This is a genomic window from Novosphingobium sp. BL-A-41-Hi4B-X5A (assembly GCF_055521705.1).
The window spans coordinates 1,781,348-1,801,815 of sequence record NZ_CM145500.1 but is presented as its reverse complement, the minus strand read 5'-3'; the positions used below and the strand labels follow the sequence as shown (position 1 = coordinate 1,801,815).

Sequence of the window (20,468 nt, the reverse complement as noted above, 5' to 3'; positions counted from 1 at the left end):
GGCGGGCTCGCTAGCTTCAGGTTCAGGCTCTGCTACGACCTCCGAAGCCCGTGGGGACGGTTGCGGGATTGGGGAGGAGGCACTCGCGCCTGGCGACGCATCAGGCTCGCTCCCGCTTCCGCACCCGGCCAGAGCCGCAAGCGCGGCAGTGGCCAAAAGGAGCCGGGCGAGCCTGTGGGTCATTCTGCCGCCACGTCTCCATCGTCGTTGGCAATTGCCGAGAGCGCTGCCGGTTCTGCCTCGGCATAGCGTGGAGCGGATTCGACGAGGGGGACTTCTTCCAGCTCGCGCTTGCCGATTTCGATGTGCTTGTCCTTGAGGCGACGGCCTGCGGACAGGACGTTGCGTTCGAAGCTGCCGACGAACTTGTTGTAGTTGCTCACCGCACTGTCGAGCCCGCTGCCCACGCGCTTGAGGTGCTCGGCGGCGACGGCAAGACGGTCATAAAGTTCGCCGCCCATCTTGCCGATCTCGCGCGCTTCGCGAGCCAGGCCATCCTGCCGCCAGACTTGCGCCACGGTGCGGGCGATGGCGACGAGGTTGGTCGGGCTGGCGAGCAGCACGCGCCGCTCGAAGGCGAAGTCCCACAGCGTCGGGTCGCGCTCCAGCGCGGCGGCGATGAAGTGTTCGCCGGGGACGAACATCAGCACGTAGTCCGGCGCTTCCTCGAACTGCGACTGGTAGGACTTTGCGCCCAGTGTCTGGATGTGGTTGCGCATCGACTGGACGTGGGCGTTGAGAGCGATCTTGCGGGTATCGTCGTCCTCTGCCTCGAACGCATCCTGATAGGCGTTAAGCGAAACCTTGGCGTCGATGACCAGCAGCTTGTTGCCGGGCACGCGCACGATCGCATCGGGGCGCAGGCGGCCTTCCTCGGTGTTGACCGAATGCTCGGTAATGAAATCAGTGTGTTCGGACAGGCCGCACTGTTCCAGCACGTTGCGCAACTGCAGTTCGCCCCAGCGCCCCCGCGTCTTGGGGCCATTGCGCAAGGAGTTGCCGAGCTGCGCAGCGGCGGCGCGGACGGCTTCCTGCCCATCACGCATCGACTGGATGAGGCCGGTCAATTGGCCGAACGAGTCCACGCGCTGCTTCTCAAGGCTCTGCACCTGCTCCTCGTAGCTGCGCAGCCGCTGGTCGACCGGGGCGAGGAGGGACTTCAGGCGTTCGGCGCTGGTCTTCTCGCTCTCCTCGAAGCGGGCCTGGGCGCGGGCGAGGAAGGTTTCCTGGGCCTTTTCGAGCACCTTGTTGCCGGCGTTCTCGAATTCCTTGCGCAGCGCTTCCTGTGCTTCGATCAGCAGGCGCTTTTGCTCTGCAAAGTTCTCGGCATCGGCCTTCATGCGTTCGAGGTCGGCGCGTAAGGCTTCGCGCTCGGCACGGACTTGCGCCAGTTCGGCGCGGACCTGATCGGCATCGGTTGCGCGCTGGCGGGCAGCGGCGAGGGCAGGAGCAAGTTCATCGCGTTGGCGGCGAACGTCCTGCAACTCGGCAAGGCTGGCTTCCAAAGCCTTGGAGCGCTCTGCCGTCGCCGCGAGATCGACCGTCATTTCCTTGACCCGGCCTTCGTGCGCCTTGGCTTCGGCATCGCGGCTGTCATGCCGGGCGCGCCATTCGGCGACAGGGCGGGAGCCAAAGAACCAGCCGAGGCCCAGCCCGATTACAAGCGCTACGATGACGAACAGGGCAGATTCCACGAAATTCTCCAGCAGGAACGAAATGGGAACCTATCGCGCCCGGCAGATTAGCGCAACCAATTCAGCCGGCGTGTTCCACAGGCAGGACGGGGCGCGGAACGGAAAGGCGCGCGTCCCGCTAAGTCCTTGCGAACGAAGGAGAGCGCTCATGTCGATCGAAAAGATGATTTCAGAACACCCGCAGGTCACCGGTAACTACAACCCCTCGCTGGGGTTGGCTGTGAAGCATGCGATGTATTGCTCGGCTATCTGCAATTCGTGCGCAGATGCCTGCCTTGCCGAGGCGATGGACATGGACCAGTGCATCCGCACTTGCCTCGATTGCTCTGACGTCTGTGCGGCGACCAGCCGGATCGCGATACGCCGCACCGGCTCGAACCGCGAGCTGATCAGGGCGCAGCTTGCCGTGTGCATCAAGGCCTGCGAGATCTGCGAGGCGGAATGCGCGAAGCACGACCATGCCCATTGCCGCCGCTGCGCGCAGATGTGCCGGGAATGCGCGGACGATTGCCGTCGGGCGCTGGAAGATTTGGATCGTGAGGTGCATGAGGCCGCATAACGCGGCCTCATCGCGTCAGGCGACCTTGCGCAGCTTCTCGAGCTTCTTGAGCGCCATGTTGCGCTTGAGGCGGGAAAGGTGGTCGATGAACAGGATGCCTTCGAGGTGGTCCATCTCGTGTTGGAGGCACGTGGCCATCAGGCCGTCCAAGTCCTCTTCATGGGTGTTCCCCTCGAGGTCCTGCCAGCGCGCGCGGATGCGGGCGGGGCGTTCAACCTCGGCGTAGATTTCGGGCACCGAGAGGCAGCCTTCCTGATAGAGGCTGTGCTCTTCGGACGGATCGAGGATCTCGGGGTTGATGAAGACCCGCGGTTCCTTCTTGGTCGGCTGGTGGTGATGGTGGTAGCCATCGTGATCGCAGGCGACGGGTTCGGCATCGGGATCATCGGGCTGAAGATCGATCACCAGAACGCGCAGCGGCACGCCCACCTGAATCGCGGCAAGGCCGATGCCGGGGGCATCGTACATCGTCTCGAACATGTCTTCGACCAGCGTCTTGAGCTCGTCGTCGAACTTTTCGACGGGGACGGAGACCTGCTTGAGGCGCGGGTCGGGGACTTCGATGATTTCGCGAATGGCCATGGGGGGCAGATAAGGAATGTGGGCCGGACTCGCAAGTGCGGTGCGCAGGCGTTGCGCCAGTGCCCACCCCCGGCCCCTCCCGCCTGCGGGAGGGGAGGTGACAGGGCGGTTTCCATTCCGGGGTGGGGTCCTAAGCCACGGGCCGCCTCGCCCGCAAGGCTTGCGCCAAGGTGCCCTCGTCGAGATAATCGAGCTCTCCACCCACCGGCAGGCCGTGTGCGAGCTGCGTCACGCGGACCGGTGCGTCTTCCAGCCGTTCGGCGATGTAGTGCGCGGTCGTCTGGCCTTCGAGCGTGGCGTTCATGGCGAGGACGATTTCGTCGATCCCGCCTTGGGCCACGCGATCGAGCAGCTGGCCGATGGTCAGGTCCTCCGGGCGCACACCTTCCAAGGCCGAGAGCTTGCCGCCCAGAACGTGGTACTTGCCGGTGAATAGGCGCGCACGGTCCAGCGCCCAGAGGTCGGCCACTTCCTCGACCACGCAGATCGAACGCTGGTCGCGGCGCGGATCGGTGCAGATGCCGCAGGGGTTGGTGGTGTCGACATTGCCGCACACCTCGCATTCGACCAGCAGTTCCTGCACTTGCGTCAATGCGTTGAGCAACTGGGGCAGGGCCGTCTCGCGCCGCTTGATCAGCCACAGCACGGCGCGGCGGGCCGAGCGCGGGCCGAGCCCGGGAAGGCGCGCCAATGCGCCGGAAAGTGCCTCGATCTCTTGCGATGCCATGGCAGCACAGATAGGGCCGGGGGCGACAAACGGAAGGCCTTGCAGACAGCTTATGCGCATCATCTTCATGGGGACGCCCGATTTCGCGGTGCCGACGCTGGAAGCGCTGGTGAAAGCGGGGCACGAGGTGGTTGCTGCCTATAGCCAGCCGCCGCGTCCGGCCGGGCGGGGCAAGAAGCTGCAACCCTCGCCGGTGCATCTGGCGGCAGACGCGCATGGCATCGAGGTGCGCACGCCGGTTTCGCTGAAGGGCGCCGATGAGCAGGCCGCCCTTATGGCGCTGGAGGCTGATGTGGCGGTGGTCGCGGCCTATGGGCTGATCCTGCCGCAAGCGGTGCTGGATGCGCCGCGGCTGGGGTGCCTGAACGTGCACGGCTCGATCCTGCCGCGCTGGCGCGGGGCTGCCCCGGTGCAGCGGGCGATCCTTGCAGGGGATAAGACGACGGGCGTCACCATCATGCAGATGGAGCGCGGGCTCGATACCGGGCCGATGCTGGCCAAGGTTGAGACGCCGGTGAGTGGCAAGACGGCGGGGGAGTTGACTTCGGAGCTTGCCGAGAAAGGCGCCGCTCTGATGGTGGAGGTGCTGGCTGACCTTGCGGCTTATACTCCCGTGGTGCAGCCGGAGGAGGGCGTCGCTTATGCGCACAAGATCGACAAGGCGGAGAGCCGGCTGGACTTCGCGCGCGATGCGGTGGACGTGGAGCGGCAGGTGCGGGCGTTTGCGCCTGCGCCGGGGGCGTTCTTCGAGCTTGAGGGCGAGCGGTATCGCATTCTTGCGGCGGAAGTCGTCGATGGGACGGGAGAAGCAGGCGTGACGCTGGACGAAGCGCTCACCATCGCCTGCGGCGCAGGCGCGATCAGGCCGACATTGATCCAGCGTGCAGGGCGTCCGGCGATGGACGCTGCCTCGCTGCTGCGCGGGCGGGCGATTGCGGCGGGGACGCGGCTCGGCTGATGCGGTTTGCGTTGACTCTCGAATGGAACGGCGGGCCCTACATGGGCTTTCAGCGCCAGTCGCACGGACCGAGTGTGCAGCAGGCGGTTGAGGACGCAGTCGAGTCCGTGACCGGTGAGGCCGTGATACTCAACGCCGCCGGGCGGACCGATACCGGTGTCCATGCGCTGGGCATGCGGGCGCACTTCGATCTGGCGCGCGAATTCGATCCGTTCCGCATGATGGAGGCGCTGAATGCGCGGCTGCGGCTGGCCGGGCATCCGATCGCCGTGCTGGATTGCCATGAGGTGGCGGACGACTGGCATGCGCGCTTCTCGTGCATCGGGCGGTCGTACGAGTATCGCATCATCAACCGCCGCGCGCCGCTGACGCTGGAGCTTGGGCGGGCATGGCGTATCGCCAAGCCGCTGGACGCTGCGGCGATGCATGAAGCAGCGCAGTCGCTGGTGGGGCACCACGATTTCACCACGTTCCGCTCGGTTCATTGCCAATCGGCCAGTCCGCTCAAGACGCTCGACCGGCTTGACGTGCGGCGCGAGGGCGACCGGGTGATCATCGAGGCGGCGGCGCGCAGTTTCCTCCACCATCAGGTGCGCTCGATGGTCGGGTGTCTGGCGCTCGTGGGGCAGGGACAGTGGCCGGTGGCCCAAGTGGCCGAAGCGCTCGCAGCAAAAGACCGTAGCAAATTAGGACTTAACGCGCCCGCCGAAGGTCTATACTTCGTCTCCGCAACATATCCCGGAGAGTGAAAAATGACCGAACTTCAAGGCCAGCGCATCGTCTCGCAGCTTGATTCCGACGGCACCCTGACCGTCAGCCTTGAAGACTTCACCCTGCCTGCGCCCGAGGGGCGGCAGGTGGTGATCCGCGTGGAAGCGACGCCGATCAACCCTTCGGACCTTGGCCTGCTGTTCGGCCCTGCCGATATCGAGAACGCGGAATTCTCCCCGGGCAAGATCGTGGCGCGCATGCCGGACCCTGCCGTGCGCGCGATGAGCGCGCGTCATGGTGCTGCGATGCCGGTGGGTAACGAAGGCGCGGGCACGGTCGTCGCGGCGGGCGATGCGCCCGAAGCGCAAGCGCTCCTCGGCAAGCGTGTGACCTGCTTCCCGGGCGGCATGTATGCGACGCTGGCTGTGGCTGACGCCGCCATGTGCCTGGAACTCCCTGAGGGCGTGACGGCGGAGCAGGGCGCCTCGGCCTTCGTAAACCCGCTGACCGCGTTGAGCTTCACCGAGACGATGCGCCACCTTGGCCACAGCGCGCTGGTGCATACGGCGGCGGCGTCGAACCTGGGCCAGATGCTGGTGAAGATCTGCCAGGCTGACGGGATTCCGCTCGTCAATATCGTGCGCAACGATGCGCAGGTTGCGATCCTGAAGGGGATCGGCGCCGAGCATGTCGTCGACAGTTCGAAGGAGACGTTCCTCGATGATCTCGCCGCCGCGATCGGCGCGACCAAGGCGACGATGGCCTTCGATGCGATCGGCGGCGGCAAGCTGGTCAGCCAGATCATGACGGTGATGGAGCAGGTCGCCAATTCGGGCGCAGCCTACAGCCGTTATGGCTCGAACAGCCCGAAGCATGCGTTCATCTATGGCGCGCTCGATCTTTCGCCGACCGTGCTGACCCGCAACTTCGGTTTCAGCTGGGATGTCTCGGGCTGGTTGCTGACGCCGTGGATGGGCAAGCTGGGTGCCGAAGTCGTCGAAAAGATGCGCCGCCGCGTCATGGCAGAACTCACCACGACCTTTGCCAGCCACTACAAGGCGCGGGTCACGCTGGACGAGGCGCTGACCAAGGCAGCGGCGCTGGAGTACAATGCGCGCCGCACCGGCGAGAAGTATCTGATCAACCCCTGATTTGATGACCCGGCACCTGCGTAAGGTTACATAGGCTTTGTGCCAGCAATCTTGAACTGCTGGTGACCTATCCGGCAGTGATGGACAGGGTTCGGGGCAGGATTGGGCTGGAAAGGCTGTGGCAGTGGCTACTGTCGCAGCCCGGCTCGTTGCTGCATCTGTTGCGCTATCACATCGAGCCGGGCGAGGCCGAGTGGTTTGCACGGCGCAAGCTGGAATACATCAATTCCCTTAGCGGCAACCTGTTCGAAGCGCTGCGCATGGCGTTGTTGCTGGCGATTTGCGCTCCGGGCCTTACTTGGCACTTCTATGTTTGCGCCGTGCTGCTCCTCGCGCAGATGCGGGTCGGCTTGACCGAACTGCGCCGGAAGGAAAGCTGCGGACAGTACGCGCCATCCGAAATGGTCGAGATCTGGGCGAAGGGCATCTGGCTGCGCGCGATATTCCTGGCGGCGTTTACCGCCTGCTGCATCATCGCGGTGCCGACGGAGCGGGTTGGCGCGCTGATCATCTATGTGCTGGTGCTGGCGCAGTTGGAACTGTTGCTGCAGTTCACGATGCCGGTTGCCGGGATCATCTCGCAGACGATCTCATTGGGCCTGACCACAATCGCCCTGCTGTTCCGGCAGGATATGCGTGGAGAGCTGATTTTGCCGGTCATGGCGCTGCAGCTGCTTGCCCTGCACGTCATGCTTTTCAACCTGCACTACATGTTCGCCACGCGCATCCTGCGGACGCGGCGCTTGAAATCTGCCAACGAGACGATCCAAAGCCTGCTCACCGAATACGAGACCCACGCCAGCGACTGGATGCTGGAAACTGACGCGAGCGGGCGGATCGTTGTGCCATCGGACCGGCTATGCGCGGCCTTGGGCCGGACTGCGGCCGAGCTTGAGGGCGTCAAGCTCATCAATCTCCTTGTCGCCGGGGTGGAGACAGAGGCGATGCGAGTGGCAGCTCGAAAGCTCAAGCCATTTCACGATTTGGTTGTGCCGGTGGTGATCGATGGGGATCTTCACTGGTGGTCGGTGACGGGAAATCCGGTCTATGACGACCTCCGGCATACGGGGTTCCGTCTGTTCATAAGAGACGTGACCGACCGCTATACGGCGGAAAGCCAGGTACGCTTCCTTGCCGACCATGACAGCCTGACTGTCCTGCCCAATCGCCACAATTTCCAATCGCGGCTGGAATCTGCGCTGGACGGTGCAGATGCGGACAATCCGTTCGCGGTGCTGTATGTCGATCTCGATCACTTCAAAGCGGTGAACGACACGCTGGGCCATCAGTTCGGCGATAGCGTGTTGGTTGAAGCGGCATGGCGCATCAAGTCCGCCCTTGGCGGCAAGGATTTCGTGGCGCGATTGGGTGGCGACGAGTTTGCGTGCATTGTCGATAGATTCGATGCGATCGAAGACCTGCGGCTGGCTGGCAAGGCAATCGTCGAGGCGATTAGCCAGCCAATGGAAATCGAGCGCCGCACCGTTCGCATCGGTGCAAGCGTCGGTATCGCGTTTGCGCCCGAACATGGGCCGACTTCGGAAGTCCTGCTGCGCAGCGCTGACCTTGCGCTGTACGAGGCGAAATCGCGCGGTCGCGGATCGGCGATCGTCTATGATCCGGCCATGGAGGAACTGAAGCAGGAGCGTGGACGGCTGGAGCTGGATTTGCGCAGTGCCCTCGCCGATGGGGAATTCGAGCTGCACTACCAGCCGTTGCATGAGCTTGCCGGAGACCGGATTGCCGGGTTCGAGGCCCTGCTGCGATGGCGACACCCTGAGCGTGGACTCATCCCGCCCGACGTCTTCATCCCGATTGCCGAGCAGACCGGCCTTATCGTTGCTCTGGGCGAATGGGTTCTGCGCGAGGCGTTGGCGGAAGCGGCTACCTGGCCGGCGGACATGACGGTGGCTGTGAACGTGTCGCCAGCGCAAATGGCGGATTTCACCTTGCTCAAGCAGGTGATTGCGGCGCTGTCGGCGAGCGGCTTCGATCCGCATCGGCTGGAGCTGGAGATTACCGAGACGATGCTGATGCAGGAATGCGACGAGCACCTGCAACAGCTTGAGCGCCTGCATGCCCTGGGCGTGCGGATCGCGCTCGATGATTTCGGGACGGGATATTCGTCGCTGAATTATCTGCGCAGCTTCCCGTTCGACAAGATCAAGATCGACCGCTGCTTCATCACCGAAATGCAGGCCGGTAGCGAGAGCAGCGCGATCATCGAGGCGGTGCTGGATCTGGCGAGCAAGCTCAACATGCAGACCATCGCCGAGGGCGTTGAATCCGAGGAGCAATTGGCCAGCCTGCGCGCCTTGGGTTGCGAGCAGGTGCAGGGCTATCTGATCAGCAGGGCAATTCCGGCCGCTGACCTGCCGATTACCCGACGCTTTGCGAGGCAGGACTGCGCCATTGAGGCTGTCACGCCCCTCACGCCCGAATACCAGCCTGTGGCTGACGCGTTTCCAGGCGCAGACATTCAGGAGGCCCGGCGGGCCTGAGCCCGCCGCAACCGTCACCCGTTTCAGCCGCGGTGTGCGACGCTTTCGGGCAGGTCCTTGCCAAAGACGCGCTGGTAGTATTCGGCCACGAGCACGCGCTCGGTCTCGTCGCACTTGTTGAGGAACGAGAGGCGGAACGAGAAGCCGACGTCGTTGAAGATCTGGCTGTTCTGCGCCCAGCTGATCACCGTGCGCGGGCTCATCACGGTCGAGATATCACCGTTGATGAAGCCTTGGCGGGTCAGGTTCGCAACGCGCACCATGTCGGCCACGATCTTCGGATCGAGCGTCGGCACCTTCTTGCTGACGATTTCGACCTCGGTCGAATCGGGCAGATAGTTCAGCGCGACGACGAGGTTCCAGCGGTCCATCTGGCCCTGGTTGATCGCCTGCGTGCCGTGATAGAGGCCCGAGGTGTCACCCAGACCCACCGTGTTGGCGGTGGCGAACAGGCGGAAGTGCTTGTTCGGACGGATCACGCGGTTCTGGTCGAGCAGCGTGAGCTTGCCTTCGGTTTCCAGCACACGCTGGATCACGAACATCACGTCGGGACGGCCGGCGTCGTATTCGTCGAATACCAGCGCGGTCGGCGTCTGCAGCGCCCAAGGCAGCAGGCCTTCGCGGAACTCGGTGACCTGGAGGCCATCGCGCAGAACGATGGCATCGCGGCCGACGAGGTCGATGCGGCTGATGTGAGCGTCAAGGTTGATGCGGATGCACGGCCAGTTGAGGCGGGCGGCAACCTGTTCGATGTGGGTCGACTTGCCGGTGCCGTGATAGCCCTGGACCATCACGCGGCGGTTGTAGGCAAAGCCCGCAAGGATCGCCAGCGTGGTGTCCGGATCGAACACGTAGGTCTCATCGCGATCGGGCACGCGCTCATCGGCGCGGCTGAACGCGGGGACCTTCATGTCGATGTCGATGCCGAAGGTCTCGCGGACATCGATTTCGGTGTCGGGCGCGGCGAGCAGCGTCGTCGCGTGGCTGTTCGGAAGTTCGCTCATCGCTGCCTCGCCTATACGGGCGGGCGCGGCGCTGCAATAAGGTTTCACGGAACCTGTCCGTTAGAATGGGAGAATTTCGATGAAGCTCTACGGCGCGATGCTTTCGCCGTTCGTGCGCAAGGTGGCGGTTGTCCTTACGGAAAAGGGCATTTCCTTCGATCTGGCACGGGGCGGGCCGGGGAGCAGCGATCCCGAATTTCTCGCCTGCAGCCCCTTGGGCAAGATTCCGGCGATCGACGACGACGGCTTCCAACTGGCCGATTCGACTGCGATTGCGATGTACCTTGATGCTCAATACCCCGAACCGCGTCTGATCCCGGACGATGCCAAACTGCGCGGCAAGGCGGTGTTCTGGGACGAGTTTGCCGACACCGTGCTGGGCGCGTCGGGCCTCAAGATCCTGTTCAACCGCCTCGTCGGTCCGAAGCTGATCAAGACCGGTGGCGATGAGGCGATTGCCCTGCAGGGCGAGGCCGAACTGCCGCGCTGGGTGGACTGGCTGGAAACGGCTGTGCCGGACGAGGGCTGGCTGCTGGGCGAGAGCTTCAGCCTCGGCGACATTGCCGTCGCCTCGATGTTCCGCACGCTGGCCTATGTTGGCCACGGTGTCGACGCAGCGACGCGGCCCAAGACGGCAGCGTGGTATGCGCGTGTCACGGCGCGGCCAGCGTGGGCGGCGGTGGCGGCGATGGAAGAGCCGATTGCGCGGCGCATCATGGCCATGTGACAGCTGGCCGGGAGCTGTTCTAGGCTCCCGGCACTCGCTTCGCCGCATGGGGCTTGCCACGGCCCCCACGAGAGGCCGACCTTTCCCCTATAACACCGGCCGCGCGAAAGGGTGCGGACCGGGTTGCCGGGAGAGTCGGCCTATGTCGAAATTCACATTCTACACAAACCCCATGTCGCGCGGGCAGATCGCGCGCTGGGCCCTGCATGAGGTTGGTGCCAGCTACGATATCGTGCTGGTCGATTGGCAGGCCAAGCCGGAAGCGTTCCTCGCCGCCAATCAGATGGGCAAGGTGCCTACGATCATTCACCATGCCGACGATGGCGATCACGTCGTCACCGAATGCGCGGCGATCTGCCTGTACCTGGCCGAGGTCTTTCCGGAGTTCGGTCTGGGTCCGCAGGATCACGAGCGCGCGGCCTATCTGCGCTGGACGTTCTTCGCGGCTGGGCCGGTGGAGCAGGCGGTAACGGCGCGGAGCCTCGGCTTTGATCCGAAGGACCCACGTCAGCAGGGCATGGCCGGATTCGGCAGCTACGAGCGCACGGTCGAAACGCTGGCCGGGCATCTGGCGCAGAACGCCTATGTCTGTGGTGACCGATTCACCATGGCGGACGTCTATGTCGGCAGCCACGTCGATTGGGGCGTGGGCTTCAAGTCGCTGCCAGAGCGGCCGGAGTTCGCGGCCTATCTCGAGCGGGTGCGGGCGCGACCGGCCTACTTCAAGGCCAAGGCCATAGACATGAAGCTGATCGCGGAGATGCAGGCATGACCGTCCCTCCAGTAACGCTGTGCCTGTGGTACAACGGCGACGCCGAGGAGGCGGCGAGTTTCTACGCTGCAACATTCCCCGACAGCCATGTCAGAGCCAGCCATCGCGCGCCGACCGATTTTCCTGGCGGTTCCGCCGACACGGTGCTGACAGTCGATTTCACCGTACTCGGCATTCCGTGCATCGGCCTCAACGGCGGCCCGCTGTTCCCGCATAGCGAAGCGTTCTCGTTTCAGGTCGCGACCGATTCACAGGAGGAAACCGACCGTTACTGGAACGCCATCGTCAGCAATGGTGGTGCCGAGAGTGCTTGCGGCTGGTGCAAGGACAAGTGGGGCCTGAGTTGGCAGATCACCCCGCGCGTCCTCACGAACGGGATGGCCCATGGCGATCCCGCCGTCCGCGCCCGCGTCTTCACCGCAATGATGACCATGCACAAGATCGATCATGCCGCGATTGAGGCCGCAGTCCGAGGAGAAGCCTGATGCTCGCGCTCTACGGTCACCCGTTCTCATCCTACACATGGAAGGCGCTGATCGCGCTTTATGCCAATGGCACGCCATTCACATTCCATAGCCTTGATGCGGAAAACCCTGAGCACGAAGCCGCCTATGCACGGGTCCAGCAGGCCAGTCCGATGGGCAAGTTTCCGCTGCTGGTAGATGGGCAGCGCGAGGTGTTCGAGGCGACCTCGATCATCGAGTATCTTGCGCTTCATCATCCCGGTCCCGCGCCGCTCATGCCTGTGGAAGCAGACGACGCGATCCGCACGCGCATGATTGACCGGGTATTTGACAATTACGTGATGAACGCGATGCAGGACAGCGTCGACGATGCGATCCGGCATGGGGCGGTCTCGGCCGAAGTGCAGGCGCGGGTCGAGCAGCGCGTCACGCGCGCCTATCGCTGGATCGACGCATGGCTGGCGGGATATGCGATGCCCGCGACGATCAGCCTGATCGAATGCGCCGCCGCGCCCTCGCTGTTCTACGCCGACTGGGTGGTGCGCATCCCCGATGACTGCGCCCGCCTGCGGACGTGGCGCGCGCACCTTCTGGCATTGCCGCCGGTCGCGCGCTGCGTCGAGGATGCCCGGCGGTTCCGGCACTACTTCCCGCTTGGTGCGCCCGATCGCGATTGACATGCAAGGAGACAGACATGCACGAGCTTTCGATCACTCGGTATATTGCGGCCAGCCCGGTCAAGGTCTGGGACGTGCTCGCCAACCGGCAGGAGGAATGGTGGTGCCCCAAGCCGTGGCACATCACCATGGTCGCTCAGGAGCGTCGGCCCGGAGGCCGGTCGGCGATGGTCATGCACGGCCCGGATGGCGAGGAGATGCCGCAGGAGGGGATATTCCTCGCCTGGGAGGAAGGCCGGCGGTTTATCACGACAGATGCGGTGACGCATGACTTCGAGCCATCGGGACCGTTCATGATCGGTATCTGGGAAGTGGCGCCGGAGGGCGATGGCACGCGCTATACCGCCAGCGCCCGGCACTGGACCGAGGAGGCCATGCAGAGCCACGCCGAGATGGGCTTCGAAGCCGGGTGGAACGCCTGCGCCGACCAGTTGCAGGCGCTCGCCGAGGCAGATTGACGTTACGGCGGGGCAGGCGCAATCTCCCGCCATGGGAGAGAGAGCGCAGGCACCGGCGCAACTTGCCGGGTTCGATCGCGAGACGTGGGCGGCACTGCTGGGCAATGCCTCGCCGTTTGCCGTCGGCGCGGGGGAGGTGCTGTTCCGGCAAGGCGATCATGCCGATGCACTCTACCTTGTCGAAAAAGGCCTGCTGGAAATCGCCGCGCGCATACCGGGTGACGACAATGCGGTAATCTCGGCGATCCGTCCCGGCGAAGTCGTGGGCGAGTTTGCGCTGCTGGACGACGGCCCGCGTTCGGCCCGGGTCAAGGCGGTTGAGGACACGTGCGGGCTGGTGGTGTCAGGCCGCCGCTTTCGGGCGCTGCTGGCCGATGGCTCGGACTGGGCCATGCAACTCGGCCACGCCTTGCGCCGCCTCGTGGCCGCGCGCACTCGGCAGACATTGGAGCGGATCGTTTCCGAGGGGCATTTCGATCCTCTTTCGCTGCGGCAATTGCATTTCGGCCCGGGACCGGTCCCGTCGCGTGTCGATGCTGCCGCGCTGGCGCGAGGGCTTGGTCGCCTGAAGGGGATCGAGAATGTTGTGGGGACGGGGACGCTGCTGGAAGCGCGGCGGGGTGCTAAGGTCGCTGCTCCCGGCGATAGCCAGGACGGCCTGTTTCTTGTCTTGCGCGGGGCAGTGCGCGCAGCGGTGCCACGGGGCGCAATGGCGGAGCAGGTCTTCGTGTTCGGACCCGGCTGCTTTGTCGGCCTGACCGGCCACAGCGACGGCGGGCCGCAGCCCCTGCTGGTGACGGCGGCGGAACAGGCGCAACTTGTCCATCTTCCTGGCCATACGCTGGCCGCGCTGGAGAGAGAGGCGCCGCCGTGGCTGCCCGCGCTCCACGCCGCATTCGGTCGGCAACTGGTGCAGGACCAGCGCAAGGCCAATCGCCATCTCGGGCGCTCGCTGTCTCTGGCGCGGTTCAACCATGCCGGGGAGCTGGGCTGATGTGCCGCATCCTGAGCTATCTCGGCACGCCGGTCCTGCTCGACGACCTGCTCTATGCGCCTGATTCCTCGCTGCTCAACCAGACCATCGGCGCGCAGATGCTGCAGATGCTGAATCTGGCAGGCTTCGGCATGGCGGCGTGGGACGAAGCAAGCCATGCCCCCAACGTGCCCTTCCGCTATCGCACGACGCAAGTCGCGCTGTTCGACCGGAACCTGAAGGCGCTGGCGGGCAAATTGCGGTCCTCCGCACTGCTCGCGCACATTCGTGGCGTGCCCTACAACTCGACCGTCCAGATCAACGAGCAGAACTGCCATCCCTTCCGTTTTGATGGGGTGCCCCTGTCCATGGCGCACAACGGTGATCTTGCGGGATTTCGCGACATGCGCTTCGATCTTGCCCCGCATATCCGGCCCGAGTTCGCCAGGCAGATCCAGGGCTCTACCGACAGCGAATGGATCTATGCGCTGGTCGTCTCGGCACTGCCCGATCCGGGCGGGATCAATGAGCCGGACGCCATCCTCGCCGCCATCCGCCATGCCTTGAGCGTGCTGCGCGAGGCGCGGGCGCGGCATGGGATTACGCGGTCGAGTTCGACCAACCTGATGTTCTGCGATGGCACCAACCTCGCTGCGGTGCGCTTCACTTTCGACTTCGGGCACTTCGATGCGGGCGCGCTGCAGGGCAGCTCCGAGTATCTCTCGATGTGGTACACCTGCGGGCGCGACTATGGCCTGCACGAGGGCGAATGGAAGTTGACCGGCGGCGCGATCGATGCCGACAGCGTGATTGTCGCTTCCGAGCCGCTGACCCGCGATTTCGCCACGTGGATCGAGGTGCCGGAGTATTCGGCGTTGCTGGTGCGGCGCGATGGGGCAAGGCGGCGGGCGGAAATTCACGCTCTGGAAGTCTGACTGACGCCTGTTACTCTGCATGCGGTAGAGAAGGGGATTTCCAATGAGCCTGTTCGATTCGATCCTTGGCCAGGTGGCCGGCAATGTCGATGTGAAGAACCTTGCGGCAAAGGTCGGCATCGATCCCGACATGGCCGAGAACGCGATTGCGGCGCTGGCGGCGGGGCACCAGTCGAAAGGCGACACGATCGAGACGGCAGCGGCCAATTCCGGGCTCGATGCTTCGAAGCTGCAGGAGATCGTCGGCCATATCGGCGGCGAGGGCGCATTGGCGAGCTTTGCCTCGGCGCTCGGCCAGAATCCCGATGCGCTGAGCAAGGTTTCGGCGTTCCTTGACAGGGACGGCGACGGCAATCCGCTCGACGATCTTGCCGGTATGGCCAAGGGGCTGTTCAGCCGCTAACGGATTCTGATTGGCGGTACCGGCCCGCTCCCCCGGCCCGACCACCCATAGGAGGCACTGCCGGGTGGTCGGGCCGGGGGAGCGGGCCGGTGCCGCATTCAAGGAATCCTGCATGCTTGATGCCGCGCTTTCGCTGATGATGCTGGCCACCATTGCTCTGGTCGGTGGGGCGGTGTTCCTGCTGCGCCGGGGTGAGCGCAAGCGGCCGATGCTGATGCTGACGCTCGCCGGGATCATGGTGGTGAACCTGATCATCTGGACGCTGCCAGATAGCACAGGCACTACGCTGAAGGGCGCGGCCGAGGCGGGGCCGAACCAGTAGTCAGCCCAGTTCGATGCACCCGCCATCGACGCTGAGGTCCACGCCGTTGATGAAGCTGGCCTCCGCACTGGCGAGGAACAGCACCGCGCGCGCCACTTCTTCCGCAGTGCCCATGCGGCCGATCGGCACGACCGACGAGAGCATGTCGCGCATGCCTTGAACCTCCTCGGGCGTGGCGTCGCGCTTGAAGATTTCGGTGTCGGTCGGGCCGGGGCTGACCATGTTTACCCGGACACGGCGCGGCAGCAGTTCCTTGCCGACGATGCGCGCCATCGCCCTGAGGCCAGCCTTGGCGGCGGCATAGGCGACATTGCCCGGCACCGCGGCGGTCGATCCGATAGAGCCGGTGATGATGATCGACCCGCCGTCGCGCATCATTGGCAGCGCCTTCTGGATCGCAAAGAACGCGCCGCGCAGGTTCACCGTGTGGATATGGTCCCAGAACTCGGGCGTGACGTCGGGGACCATGGCGAACCCGCCGACGCCAGCGTTGACGAACAGCACGTCGATTCCGCCCAGAGCCTCCTCGATCTCGGCCCAAGCGGCCTCGGTCTGGGCCAGATCGCCCATGTCCGAGCGGACGCACAGGGCATCAAGCTCTTCGGCCACCGCACGCAAGGTTTCGGCGTTGCGCCCGGTGATGGCGAGCTTGGCACCCTCGGCGGCAAACATTCGCGCTGCGGCAAGGCCGATGCCAGCGTTGCCGCCAAGGATTGCCACGCACTTGTTGTCGAACCGCATAGTTCGCTGCTCCTGGTCCAATTCTTCGTCGCCCCGGCGCAGGCCGGGGTCCATTGCCTCTCTGTACCGCACGATTGCGCCGTTATGGATTCCGGCCTGCGCCGGGATGACGGGCAGGCAGTTTCAAAACATCGTGTTGGTATTGGCCGAAGCCTCCGGCACGGGCGAAAGCACGTCCCAATGCTCCATCACCCGGCAGCCCTCGACACGGAAGATGTCAACCACGGCAAAGCCCCGCTTGGCCGCTGCGTCGCCGTTTTCCATCCAGCCGTGACTATGGACCGCGACAAGATTGCCATCGGCGATGATGCGGTGGATCGTCGTGCGCTGGCCGGGGTTTTCGGCCACGAACTTCTCGAGGAACCCGATGGCGGCATCACGGCCGGTGGCGGCATAGGGGTTGTGCTGGATGTAACCGGGATCGACCCAGCGCTCGAACGAGGAGCGGACCTTCTTCTGGATGTAGAACTCGTCCATGAAGTTGCTGACGACCTGCTTCGGGGTCAGCTTGCATTCCTTCGCCTGCGCGGCACTGGCGGTGAGGGCGAGGGCAATTGCTGCGAATACGAGGCGCATCGTTCTTCTCCCTTCAAAACATGCTGTTGGGGTTGACCGGCTGGGCCGGAACATCCTGAATTACGTCCCAGTGCTCGACGATCATGCCGTCTTCCACCCGGAAGATATCGACCACGGCAAGGCCCGGATCGCCCGGCCAGCGCACCACATGGGTGTGGGTGATGACATGGTCGCCATCGACGAAGCTGCGGTGGATGGTCTGCGTGGCCTCGGGCGATTCGGCTCGCACGCCGTCGAGGAAGCCCTTGAGCGCCTCTACTGTCGGCTCGGCCAGCGAGGAATGCTGGACGTAACCCGGCGCGATGTAGCGGTCGACCGCGCTGCTATCCATCGCGATCAGGACCTTGTGATACATCTCCAGCACGAGGTCGTGGTTGGCCTGTTCCGCCTGTGTCCGCGCCATGCGCCTCTCCCCTTTATTTATAACAATTGGTAGAGTATGCCTTGACCTGAGAAGGCCGTCAAAGCCTCAATTTGTCTTGGGAGAATCGATGACCCGCGCTGAGCTCTATGCCGTTCTTGACCGGTTCCTGGCAGCGTTGAACGCGCGCGATCCGCACGCGCTCGATTGGGCGCCGGGCGCGCATCACAGCGAGAACAACGTCATGCTGGAAATTGGCGACGGCGTTTGGGGCACTATCGACCGGCTGGGCGACTATCAGTTGCGCTTTGCCGATGTGAAGACGGGTCAGGTGGGCTATTTCGGCACGGTGATCGAACCCATCGAGGAATCCGCCTTCACCCTGCGACTGGGGCTGAACGAAGCGGGGCAAATCGTGGAGTGCGAGATGCTGATCGTCCGCCAGTCCGACAGTGGCATCAAGTTCGAGAACTGCCGCTACTGGGACAAGCCGATCCTGCACCGCGAAGCGCAAGCGCCGGTTGCGCGCGAGGAAATGGTGCGCCTGTCGAACGGCTACTTTGACACGCTCCAGCGCAATGACGGGGCGATCCACACGAAGTTCCACCCCGATTGCAACCGGGTGGAAAACGGAGTCCAGACCACGCGCAATCCCGATTTCGCCAAGATCGTGCCGGTCTCGGCGCTCGGCTGCGAAGAGCAGTTCCGCATGGGCAACTACCGCTACGACGACGACTTGCGCGCCCGCCGCTTCCCGCTGGTGGATGAGGAGCGCGGGCTGGTGCTGGCGTTCGGCTTCATCGACCATTCCGGCCGCTTGCGGGAGTTCCAGCTGACCGACGGGCGCACCGTGAAAAGCCCCGTGCTGCGCCCGCACAGCTTCTATATTTCTGAGCTGTTCAAGATCGACCACGGCATGATCGAGCAGATCGAGGCGAACTTCATCACCGTGCCGTATCGCATGCCTTCACCGTGGGATGCGTTGTGATGCGCCAAATACTTGCCAGCCTGTTTCTTGGCCTGGCTGCCTGTTCGCTTGGCGGCGCGACAGCATTGACCGAGGGGGCAGGCCGTGAGTGGACGAGCCCCGGCGGCGATTCCGGCAAGACGCACCATTCGCGCCTGACCGCGATCAATGCGCAGAATGTCAGCCAACTCGGCCTCGCCTGGGCGGCTGATCTCGACACCTTCCGGGGGCAGGAAGCGACTCCGGTCGTTGTCGACGGCGTGCTCTACACGTCCGGCACCGCGGGCCGAGCCTATGCCTTCGATGCGGCGAGCGGCAAGGAACTCTGGCGGTTCGAACCCGAGGTCGACATGCAGGTCAACCGCACGGTGTGCTGTGACATGGTCAATCGCGGCGTGGCCGTAGCGCGGGGCAAGGTGTTCGTCGCTTCGCTCGATGGCTGGGTGTATGCGCTCGATGCGCGGACCGGCGCGGTCGTGTGGAAGAGCGACTTCATCGAGAACCGCGCCAAGGGCGACAATTCCACTGGCGCCCCGGAAGTTGCGGGCGATGTCGTGGTGATCGGCATGGGCGGCGCGGAATACGACGTGCGTGGCTATGTCACTGCGCTCGATCTCGACACTGGCAAGCTGCGCTGGCGCTGGCATGTCGTGCCGCACGATCCGAAGCTCGGGCCGCAGGAGACGCCGGAGCTTGAAGCCGCGCTCAAGACCTGGGACCCGAACAGCCGCTGGGACATCGGCGGTGGCGGTAGTCCGTGGGATGCGATCAACTACGACCCGGAAACCGGGCTGGTCCTCGTCGGCACCGGGAACGGCGGGCCCTATGCGACGTCGAAGCGCTCGCCGGCGGGCGGGGACAACCTCTACCTCGCCAGCCTCGTCGCGCTCGATCCGAAGACGGGGCGGATGAAGTGGCACTATCAGGAAACGCCGGGCGACAACTGGGACTTCACCGCCACGCAGCCGATGATCTTCACGCGCATAGACATCGATGGCGAGAACCGCCCGGTCGTGCTGCACGCGCCCAAGAACGGCTACCTCTACATTCTCGACCGGCGCGACGGGAAGCTGCTGCGCGCCAATCCCATCGTGCGCACCAACTGGGCCAAGGGCATCGATCAGAAAACCGGACGCCCGATCCTTGATCCGGAAGCGGCGGACTATACCACCGGCCCGAAGATCGTGTTCCCGGCCACGACCGGTGCGCGCAACTGGCATCCGGCCAGCTACGACCCGGACACCGGGCTCTACATTGGCGCCGTGCTCGACATGGGCAACCTGATCTTCATGACCCCGGGGGCCAAGCCGCTCAAGGCGCGCGGGCTCAACAACGACGCGGCGCTGATCTTCACGCCCGATGTGAAGGAAGCACTGGCGGCATTTCCGCCCGAGTTCGGTGATGCCGTGCGCAAGCTGCCTGCCTATCAGGAAGCGCTGCGGCAACCGGCCACTGCGCAGATCCGCGCGATCGATCCGCTGACCGGCAAGACCGTCTGGTCGGCCGACACCGCTGGCTGGCAGGATCGTGGTGGCGTGCTGACGACTGCAACGGGCCTTACCATCTATGGCGGCGTCACCGGCAAGCTGTTCGTGCGCGAAACGAAGACCGGAAAGCTGCTCAAGGAAATCGACACCGGCACCCCGATCATGGCGGCGCCAATGACCTACGAGGTCGGTGGCGTGCAGTACATCGCGGTCATGGCCGGATGGGGCGGGGGCGGCTATCCGTTCGTGCCGCGCTATTCCGCTGCCTACACGCGCGGCAACATGAACCGGTTGCTGGTGTTCAAGCTGGGTGGCGGCACGGTGCCGATGCCCGATCTGCTGCCGCCGCTGGAAGTCGCGCCCGAGCCGCCAGCACAGTCCGCCGGCGTCACCGCGGCCACCATCGCAAAGGGGCAGGGGCTGTTCTTTGGCAACTGCGCCATTTGCCACGCCAACCAGCCGCGCTCGATCACGCCCGACCTGCGCCGGATGCAGCCGGGCACGCACGAGGCGTTCCGCCAGATCGTGCTGCAAGGGCTGCTGACGCCGAACGGCATGCCGCGCTGGGACGATATCCTCTCGCCCGGCGATGCCGACGCGATCCAAGCCTATCTGATTGACCTGCAGGCCAAGACCCGCGCCGACGAACTTGCCAAGCAGAAGGCCGGCAAGCCGCTCGACGGGCCGAGCCTGACGATCCTCTCGAACTATTGAGGCA

General features: G+C 64.6%; 23 protein-coding genes. 16 read left to right on the top strand and 7 right to left on the bottom strand.

Annotation, left to right across the window (positions count from 1 at the left end):
- Positions 1-179: 179 nt before the first annotated feature.
- Complete coding sequence (locus ACZ1JY_RS08630; RefSeq protein WP_465129018.1) at positions 180-1,694, bottom strand: DNA recombination protein RmuC; 1,515 nt, start codon at positions 1,692-1,694, stop codon at positions 180-182.
- 148 nt (positions 1,695-1,842) lie between these two features.
- Here ACZ1JY_RS08630 and ACZ1JY_RS08625 point away from each other — a divergent pair, with 148 nt between their 5' ends.
- Entirely contained in the window at positions 1,843-2,253 is a 411-nt protein-coding gene (locus ACZ1JY_RS08625; protein ID WP_465129017.1) for a four-helix bundle copper-binding protein, read from the top strand.
- A 15-nt stretch (positions 2,254-2,268) separates the two neighbouring features.
- On the opposite strand, the gene def is transcribed toward ACZ1JY_RS08625, so the two are convergent.
- Both def and recR read right to left on the bottom strand, forming a co-directional pair.
- Complete coding sequence (def, locus tag ACZ1JY_RS08620; RefSeq protein WP_465129016.1) at positions 2,269-2,835, bottom strand: peptide deformylase; 567 nt, start codon at positions 2,833-2,835, stop codon at positions 2,269-2,271.
- A gap of 130 nt (positions 2,836-2,965) precedes the next feature.
- Positions 2,966-3,562: a recombination mediator RecR gene (gene recR / locus ACZ1JY_RS08615; RefSeq protein WP_465129015.1), complete on the bottom strand. Its 597-nt coding sequence runs from the start codon at positions 3,560-3,562 to the stop codon at positions 2,966-2,968.
- Positions 3,563-3,614: 52 nt separating this feature from the next.
- Here recR and fmt point away from each other — a divergent pair, with 52 nt between their 5' ends.
- The 4 genes from fmt (at position 3,615) to ACZ1JY_RS08595 (ending at position 8,883) form a co-directional block, all read left to right on the top strand.
- The gene (gene fmt, locus ACZ1JY_RS08610; RefSeq protein WP_465129014.1) at positions 3,615-4,520 is read left to right on the top strand and encodes a methionyl-tRNA formyltransferase; all 906 of its coding nucleotides are present in this window, start codon (positions 3,615-3,617) and stop codon (positions 4,518-4,520) included.
- Complete coding sequence (gene truA / locus ACZ1JY_RS08605; RefSeq protein ID WP_465130889.1) at positions 4,517-5,269, top strand: tRNA pseudouridine(38-40) synthase TruA; 753 nt, start codon at positions 4,517-4,519, stop codon at positions 5,267-5,269. Before fmt ends, truA begins: the two co-directional genes overlap by 4 nt.
- Before the next feature lie 3 nt (positions 5,270-5,272).
- Positions 5,273-6,382 carry a zinc-binding dehydrogenase gene (locus tag ACZ1JY_RS08600; protein ID WP_465129013.1) on the top strand — a complete coding sequence of 370 codons (1,110 nt, stop codon included), beginning with the start codon at positions 5,273-5,275 and terminating at the stop codon, positions 6,380-6,382.
- A gap of 80 nt (positions 6,383-6,462) precedes the next feature.
- Positions 6,463-8,883, top strand: coding sequence for a putative bifunctional diguanylate cyclase/phosphodiesterase (locus ACZ1JY_RS08595; protein ID WP_206065788.1), 2,421 nt, complete (start codon positions 6,463-6,465; stop codon positions 8,881-8,883).
- 23 nt (positions 8,884-8,906) lie between these two features.
- Here ACZ1JY_RS08595 and cobS read toward each other — a convergent pair whose 3' ends face one another.
- Positions 8,907-9,887 carry a cobaltochelatase subunit CobS gene (cobS, locus tag ACZ1JY_RS08590; protein ID WP_168905135.1) on the bottom strand — a complete coding sequence of 327 codons (981 nt, stop codon included), beginning with the start codon at positions 9,885-9,887 and terminating at the stop codon, positions 8,907-8,909.
- A gap of 79 nt (positions 9,888-9,966) precedes the next feature.
- On the opposite strand from cobS, the gene ACZ1JY_RS08585 reads away from it, so the two are divergent.
- The 9 genes from ACZ1JY_RS08585 to ACZ1JY_RS08545 all read left to right on the top strand — a co-directional run bounded on the left by ACZ1JY_RS08585 (position 9,967) and on the right by ACZ1JY_RS08545 (position 15,618).
- A complete protein-coding gene (locus ACZ1JY_RS08585) occupies positions 9,967-10,614 on the top strand; it encodes a glutathione S-transferase family protein (RefSeq protein ID WP_118073077.1) in 648 nt (215 codons plus the stop codon).
- Between the two features lie 142 nt (positions 10,615-10,756).
- On the top strand, positions 10,757-11,386 hold the full coding sequence (locus tag ACZ1JY_RS08580) for a glutathione S-transferase family protein (RefSeq protein ID WP_465129012.1): 630 nt from the start codon (positions 10,757-10,759) through the stop codon (positions 11,384-11,386).
- Positions 11,383-11,871 (top strand): VOC family protein, encoded by a 489-nt coding sequence (locus tag ACZ1JY_RS08575; RefSeq protein ID WP_168905139.1) that lies wholly within the window; start codon positions 11,383-11,385, stop codon positions 11,869-11,871. The genes ACZ1JY_RS08580 and ACZ1JY_RS08575 overlap by 4 nt, the downstream gene beginning before the upstream one ends.
- Positions 11,871-12,527 carry a glutathione S-transferase family protein gene (locus ACZ1JY_RS08570; RefSeq protein ID WP_346766761.1) on the top strand — a complete coding sequence of 219 codons (657 nt, stop codon included), beginning with the start codon at positions 11,871-11,873 and terminating at the stop codon, positions 12,525-12,527. Before ACZ1JY_RS08575 ends, ACZ1JY_RS08570 begins: the two co-directional genes overlap by 1 nt.
- A gap of 17 nt (positions 12,528-12,544) precedes the next feature.
- On the top strand, positions 12,545-12,985 hold the full coding sequence (locus ACZ1JY_RS08565; protein ID WP_118073083.1) for an SRPBCC family protein: 441 nt from the start codon (positions 12,545-12,547) through the stop codon (positions 12,983-12,985).
- 31 nt (positions 12,986-13,016) lie between these two features.
- Positions 13,017-13,979 (top strand): cyclic nucleotide-binding domain-containing protein, encoded by a 963-nt coding sequence (locus ACZ1JY_RS08560; RefSeq protein ID WP_465129011.1) that lies wholly within the window; start codon positions 13,017-13,019, stop codon positions 13,977-13,979.
- Positions 13,979-14,893 (top strand): class II glutamine amidotransferase, encoded by a 915-nt coding sequence (locus tag ACZ1JY_RS08555; RefSeq protein WP_168905141.1) that lies wholly within the window; start codon positions 13,979-13,981, stop codon positions 14,891-14,893. Before ACZ1JY_RS08560 ends, ACZ1JY_RS08555 begins: the two co-directional genes overlap by 1 nt.
- Positions 14,894-14,936: 43 nt before the next feature.
- The gene (locus ACZ1JY_RS08550) at positions 14,937-15,296 is read left to right on the top strand and encodes a hypothetical protein (protein WP_118073086.1); all 360 of its coding nucleotides are present in this window, start codon (positions 14,937-14,939) and stop codon (positions 15,294-15,296) included.
- 112 nt (positions 15,297-15,408) lie between these two features.
- Positions 15,409-15,618 (top strand): hypothetical protein, encoded by a 210-nt coding sequence (locus ACZ1JY_RS08545; RefSeq protein ID WP_465129010.1) that lies wholly within the window; start codon positions 15,409-15,411, stop codon positions 15,616-15,618.
- Here the strand turns inward: ACZ1JY_RS08545 and ACZ1JY_RS08540 are convergent, their stop codons facing one another.
- The 3 genes from ACZ1JY_RS08540 to ACZ1JY_RS08530 form a co-directional block, all read right to left on the bottom strand.
- Positions 15,619-16,359 (bottom strand): SDR family oxidoreductase, encoded by a 741-nt coding sequence (locus tag ACZ1JY_RS08540; RefSeq protein WP_465129009.1) that lies wholly within the window; start codon positions 16,357-16,359, stop codon positions 15,619-15,621. It abuts the gene before it with no gap.
- A gap of 123 nt (positions 16,360-16,482) precedes the next feature.
- Positions 16,483-16,935 (bottom strand): nuclear transport factor 2 family protein, encoded by a 453-nt coding sequence (locus ACZ1JY_RS08535; protein WP_465129008.1) that lies wholly within the window; start codon positions 16,933-16,935, stop codon positions 16,483-16,485.
- Positions 16,936-16,948: 13 nt separating this feature from the next.
- Positions 16,949-17,338, bottom strand: coding sequence for a nuclear transport factor 2 family protein (locus tag ACZ1JY_RS08530; protein ID WP_465129007.1), 390 nt, complete (start codon positions 17,336-17,338; stop codon positions 16,949-16,951).
- 88 nt (positions 17,339-17,426) lie between these two features.
- On the opposite strand from ACZ1JY_RS08530, the gene ACZ1JY_RS08525 reads away from it, so the two are divergent.
- Both ACZ1JY_RS08525 and ACZ1JY_RS08520 read left to right on the top strand, forming a co-directional pair.
- A complete protein-coding gene (locus ACZ1JY_RS08525; protein WP_465129006.1) occupies positions 17,427-18,284 on the top strand; it encodes a DUF8021 domain-containing protein in 858 nt (285 codons plus the stop codon).
- On the top strand, positions 18,284-20,464 hold the full coding sequence (locus tag ACZ1JY_RS08520; RefSeq protein ID WP_465129005.1) for a PQQ-dependent dehydrogenase, methanol/ethanol family: 2,181 nt from the start codon (positions 18,284-18,286) through the stop codon (positions 20,462-20,464). Before ACZ1JY_RS08525 ends, ACZ1JY_RS08520 begins: the two co-directional genes overlap by 1 nt.
- Positions 20,465-20,468 lie beyond the last annotated feature (4 nt).

What these genes read in the sequence shown, in the direction of transcription:
- ACZ1JY_RS08625 (WP_465129017.1), top strand. Translation starts at nt 1,843, where the DNA reads ATGTCGATCGAAAAGATGATTTCAGAACACCCGCAGGTCACCGGTAAC.
- def (WP_465129016.1), bottom strand. Translation starts at nt 2,835, where the DNA reads ATGGCCATTCGCGAAATCATCGAAGTCCCCGACCCGCGCCTCAAGCAG.
- recR (WP_465129015.1), bottom strand. Translation starts at nt 3,562, where the DNA reads ATGGCATCGCAAGAGATCGAGGCACTTTCCGGCGCATTGGCGCGCCTT.
- fmt (WP_465129014.1), top strand. Translation starts at nt 3,615, where the DNA reads ATGCGCATCATCTTCATGGGGACGCCCGATTTCGCGGTGCCGACGCTG.
- ACZ1JY_RS08600 (WP_465129013.1), top strand. Translation starts at nt 5,273, where the DNA reads ATGACCGAACTTCAAGGCCAGCGCATCGTCTCGCAGCTTGATTCCGAC.
- ACZ1JY_RS08595 (WP_206065788.1), top strand. Translation starts at nt 6,463, where the DNA reads ATGGACAGGGTTCGGGGCAGGATTGGGCTGGAAAGGCTGTGGCAGTGG.
- cobS (WP_168905135.1), bottom strand. Translation starts at nt 9,887, where the DNA reads ATGAGCGAACTTCCGAACAGCCACGCGACGACGCTGCTCGCCGCGCCC.
- ACZ1JY_RS08585 (WP_118073077.1), top strand. Translation starts at nt 9,967, where the DNA reads ATGAAGCTCTACGGCGCGATGCTTTCGCCGTTCGTGCGCAAGGTGGCG.
- ACZ1JY_RS08580 (WP_465129012.1), top strand. Translation starts at nt 10,757, where the DNA reads ATGTCGAAATTCACATTCTACACAAACCCCATGTCGCGCGGGCAGATC.
- ACZ1JY_RS08575 (WP_168905139.1), top strand. Translation starts at nt 11,383, where the DNA reads ATGACCGTCCCTCCAGTAACGCTGTGCCTGTGGTACAACGGCGACGCC.
- ACZ1JY_RS08570 (WP_346766761.1), top strand. Translation starts at nt 11,871, where the DNA reads ATGCTCGCGCTCTACGGTCACCCGTTCTCATCCTACACATGGAAGGCG.
- ACZ1JY_RS08565 (WP_118073083.1), top strand. Translation starts at nt 12,545, where the DNA reads ATGCACGAGCTTTCGATCACTCGGTATATTGCGGCCAGCCCGGTCAAG.
- ACZ1JY_RS08560 (WP_465129011.1), top strand. Translation starts at nt 13,017, where the DNA reads ATGGGAGAGAGAGCGCAGGCACCGGCGCAACTTGCCGGGTTCGATCGC.
- ACZ1JY_RS08555 (WP_168905141.1), top strand. Translation starts at nt 13,979, where the DNA reads ATGTGCCGCATCCTGAGCTATCTCGGCACGCCGGTCCTGCTCGACGAC.
- ACZ1JY_RS08550 (WP_118073086.1), top strand. Translation starts at nt 14,937, where the DNA reads ATGAGCCTGTTCGATTCGATCCTTGGCCAGGTGGCCGGCAATGTCGAT.
- ACZ1JY_RS08545 (WP_465129010.1), top strand. Translation starts at nt 15,409, where the DNA reads ATGCTTGATGCCGCGCTTTCGCTGATGATGCTGGCCACCATTGCTCTG.
- ACZ1JY_RS08540 (WP_465129009.1), bottom strand. Translation starts at nt 16,359, where the DNA reads ATGCGGTTCGACAACAAGTGCGTGGCAATCCTTGGCGGCAACGCTGGC.
- ACZ1JY_RS08535 (WP_465129008.1), bottom strand. Translation starts at nt 16,935, where the DNA reads ATGCGCCTCGTATTCGCAGCAATTGCCCTCGCCCTCACCGCCAGTGCC.
- ACZ1JY_RS08530 (WP_465129007.1), bottom strand. Translation starts at nt 17,338, where the DNA reads ATGGCGCGGACACAGGCGGAACAGGCCAACCACGACCTCGTGCTGGAG.
- ACZ1JY_RS08525 (WP_465129006.1), top strand. Translation starts at nt 17,427, where the DNA reads ATGACCCGCGCTGAGCTCTATGCCGTTCTTGACCGGTTCCTGGCAGCG.
- ACZ1JY_RS08520 (WP_465129005.1), top strand. Translation starts at nt 18,284, where the DNA reads ATGCGCCAAATACTTGCCAGCCTGTTTCTTGGCCTGGCTGCCTGTTCG.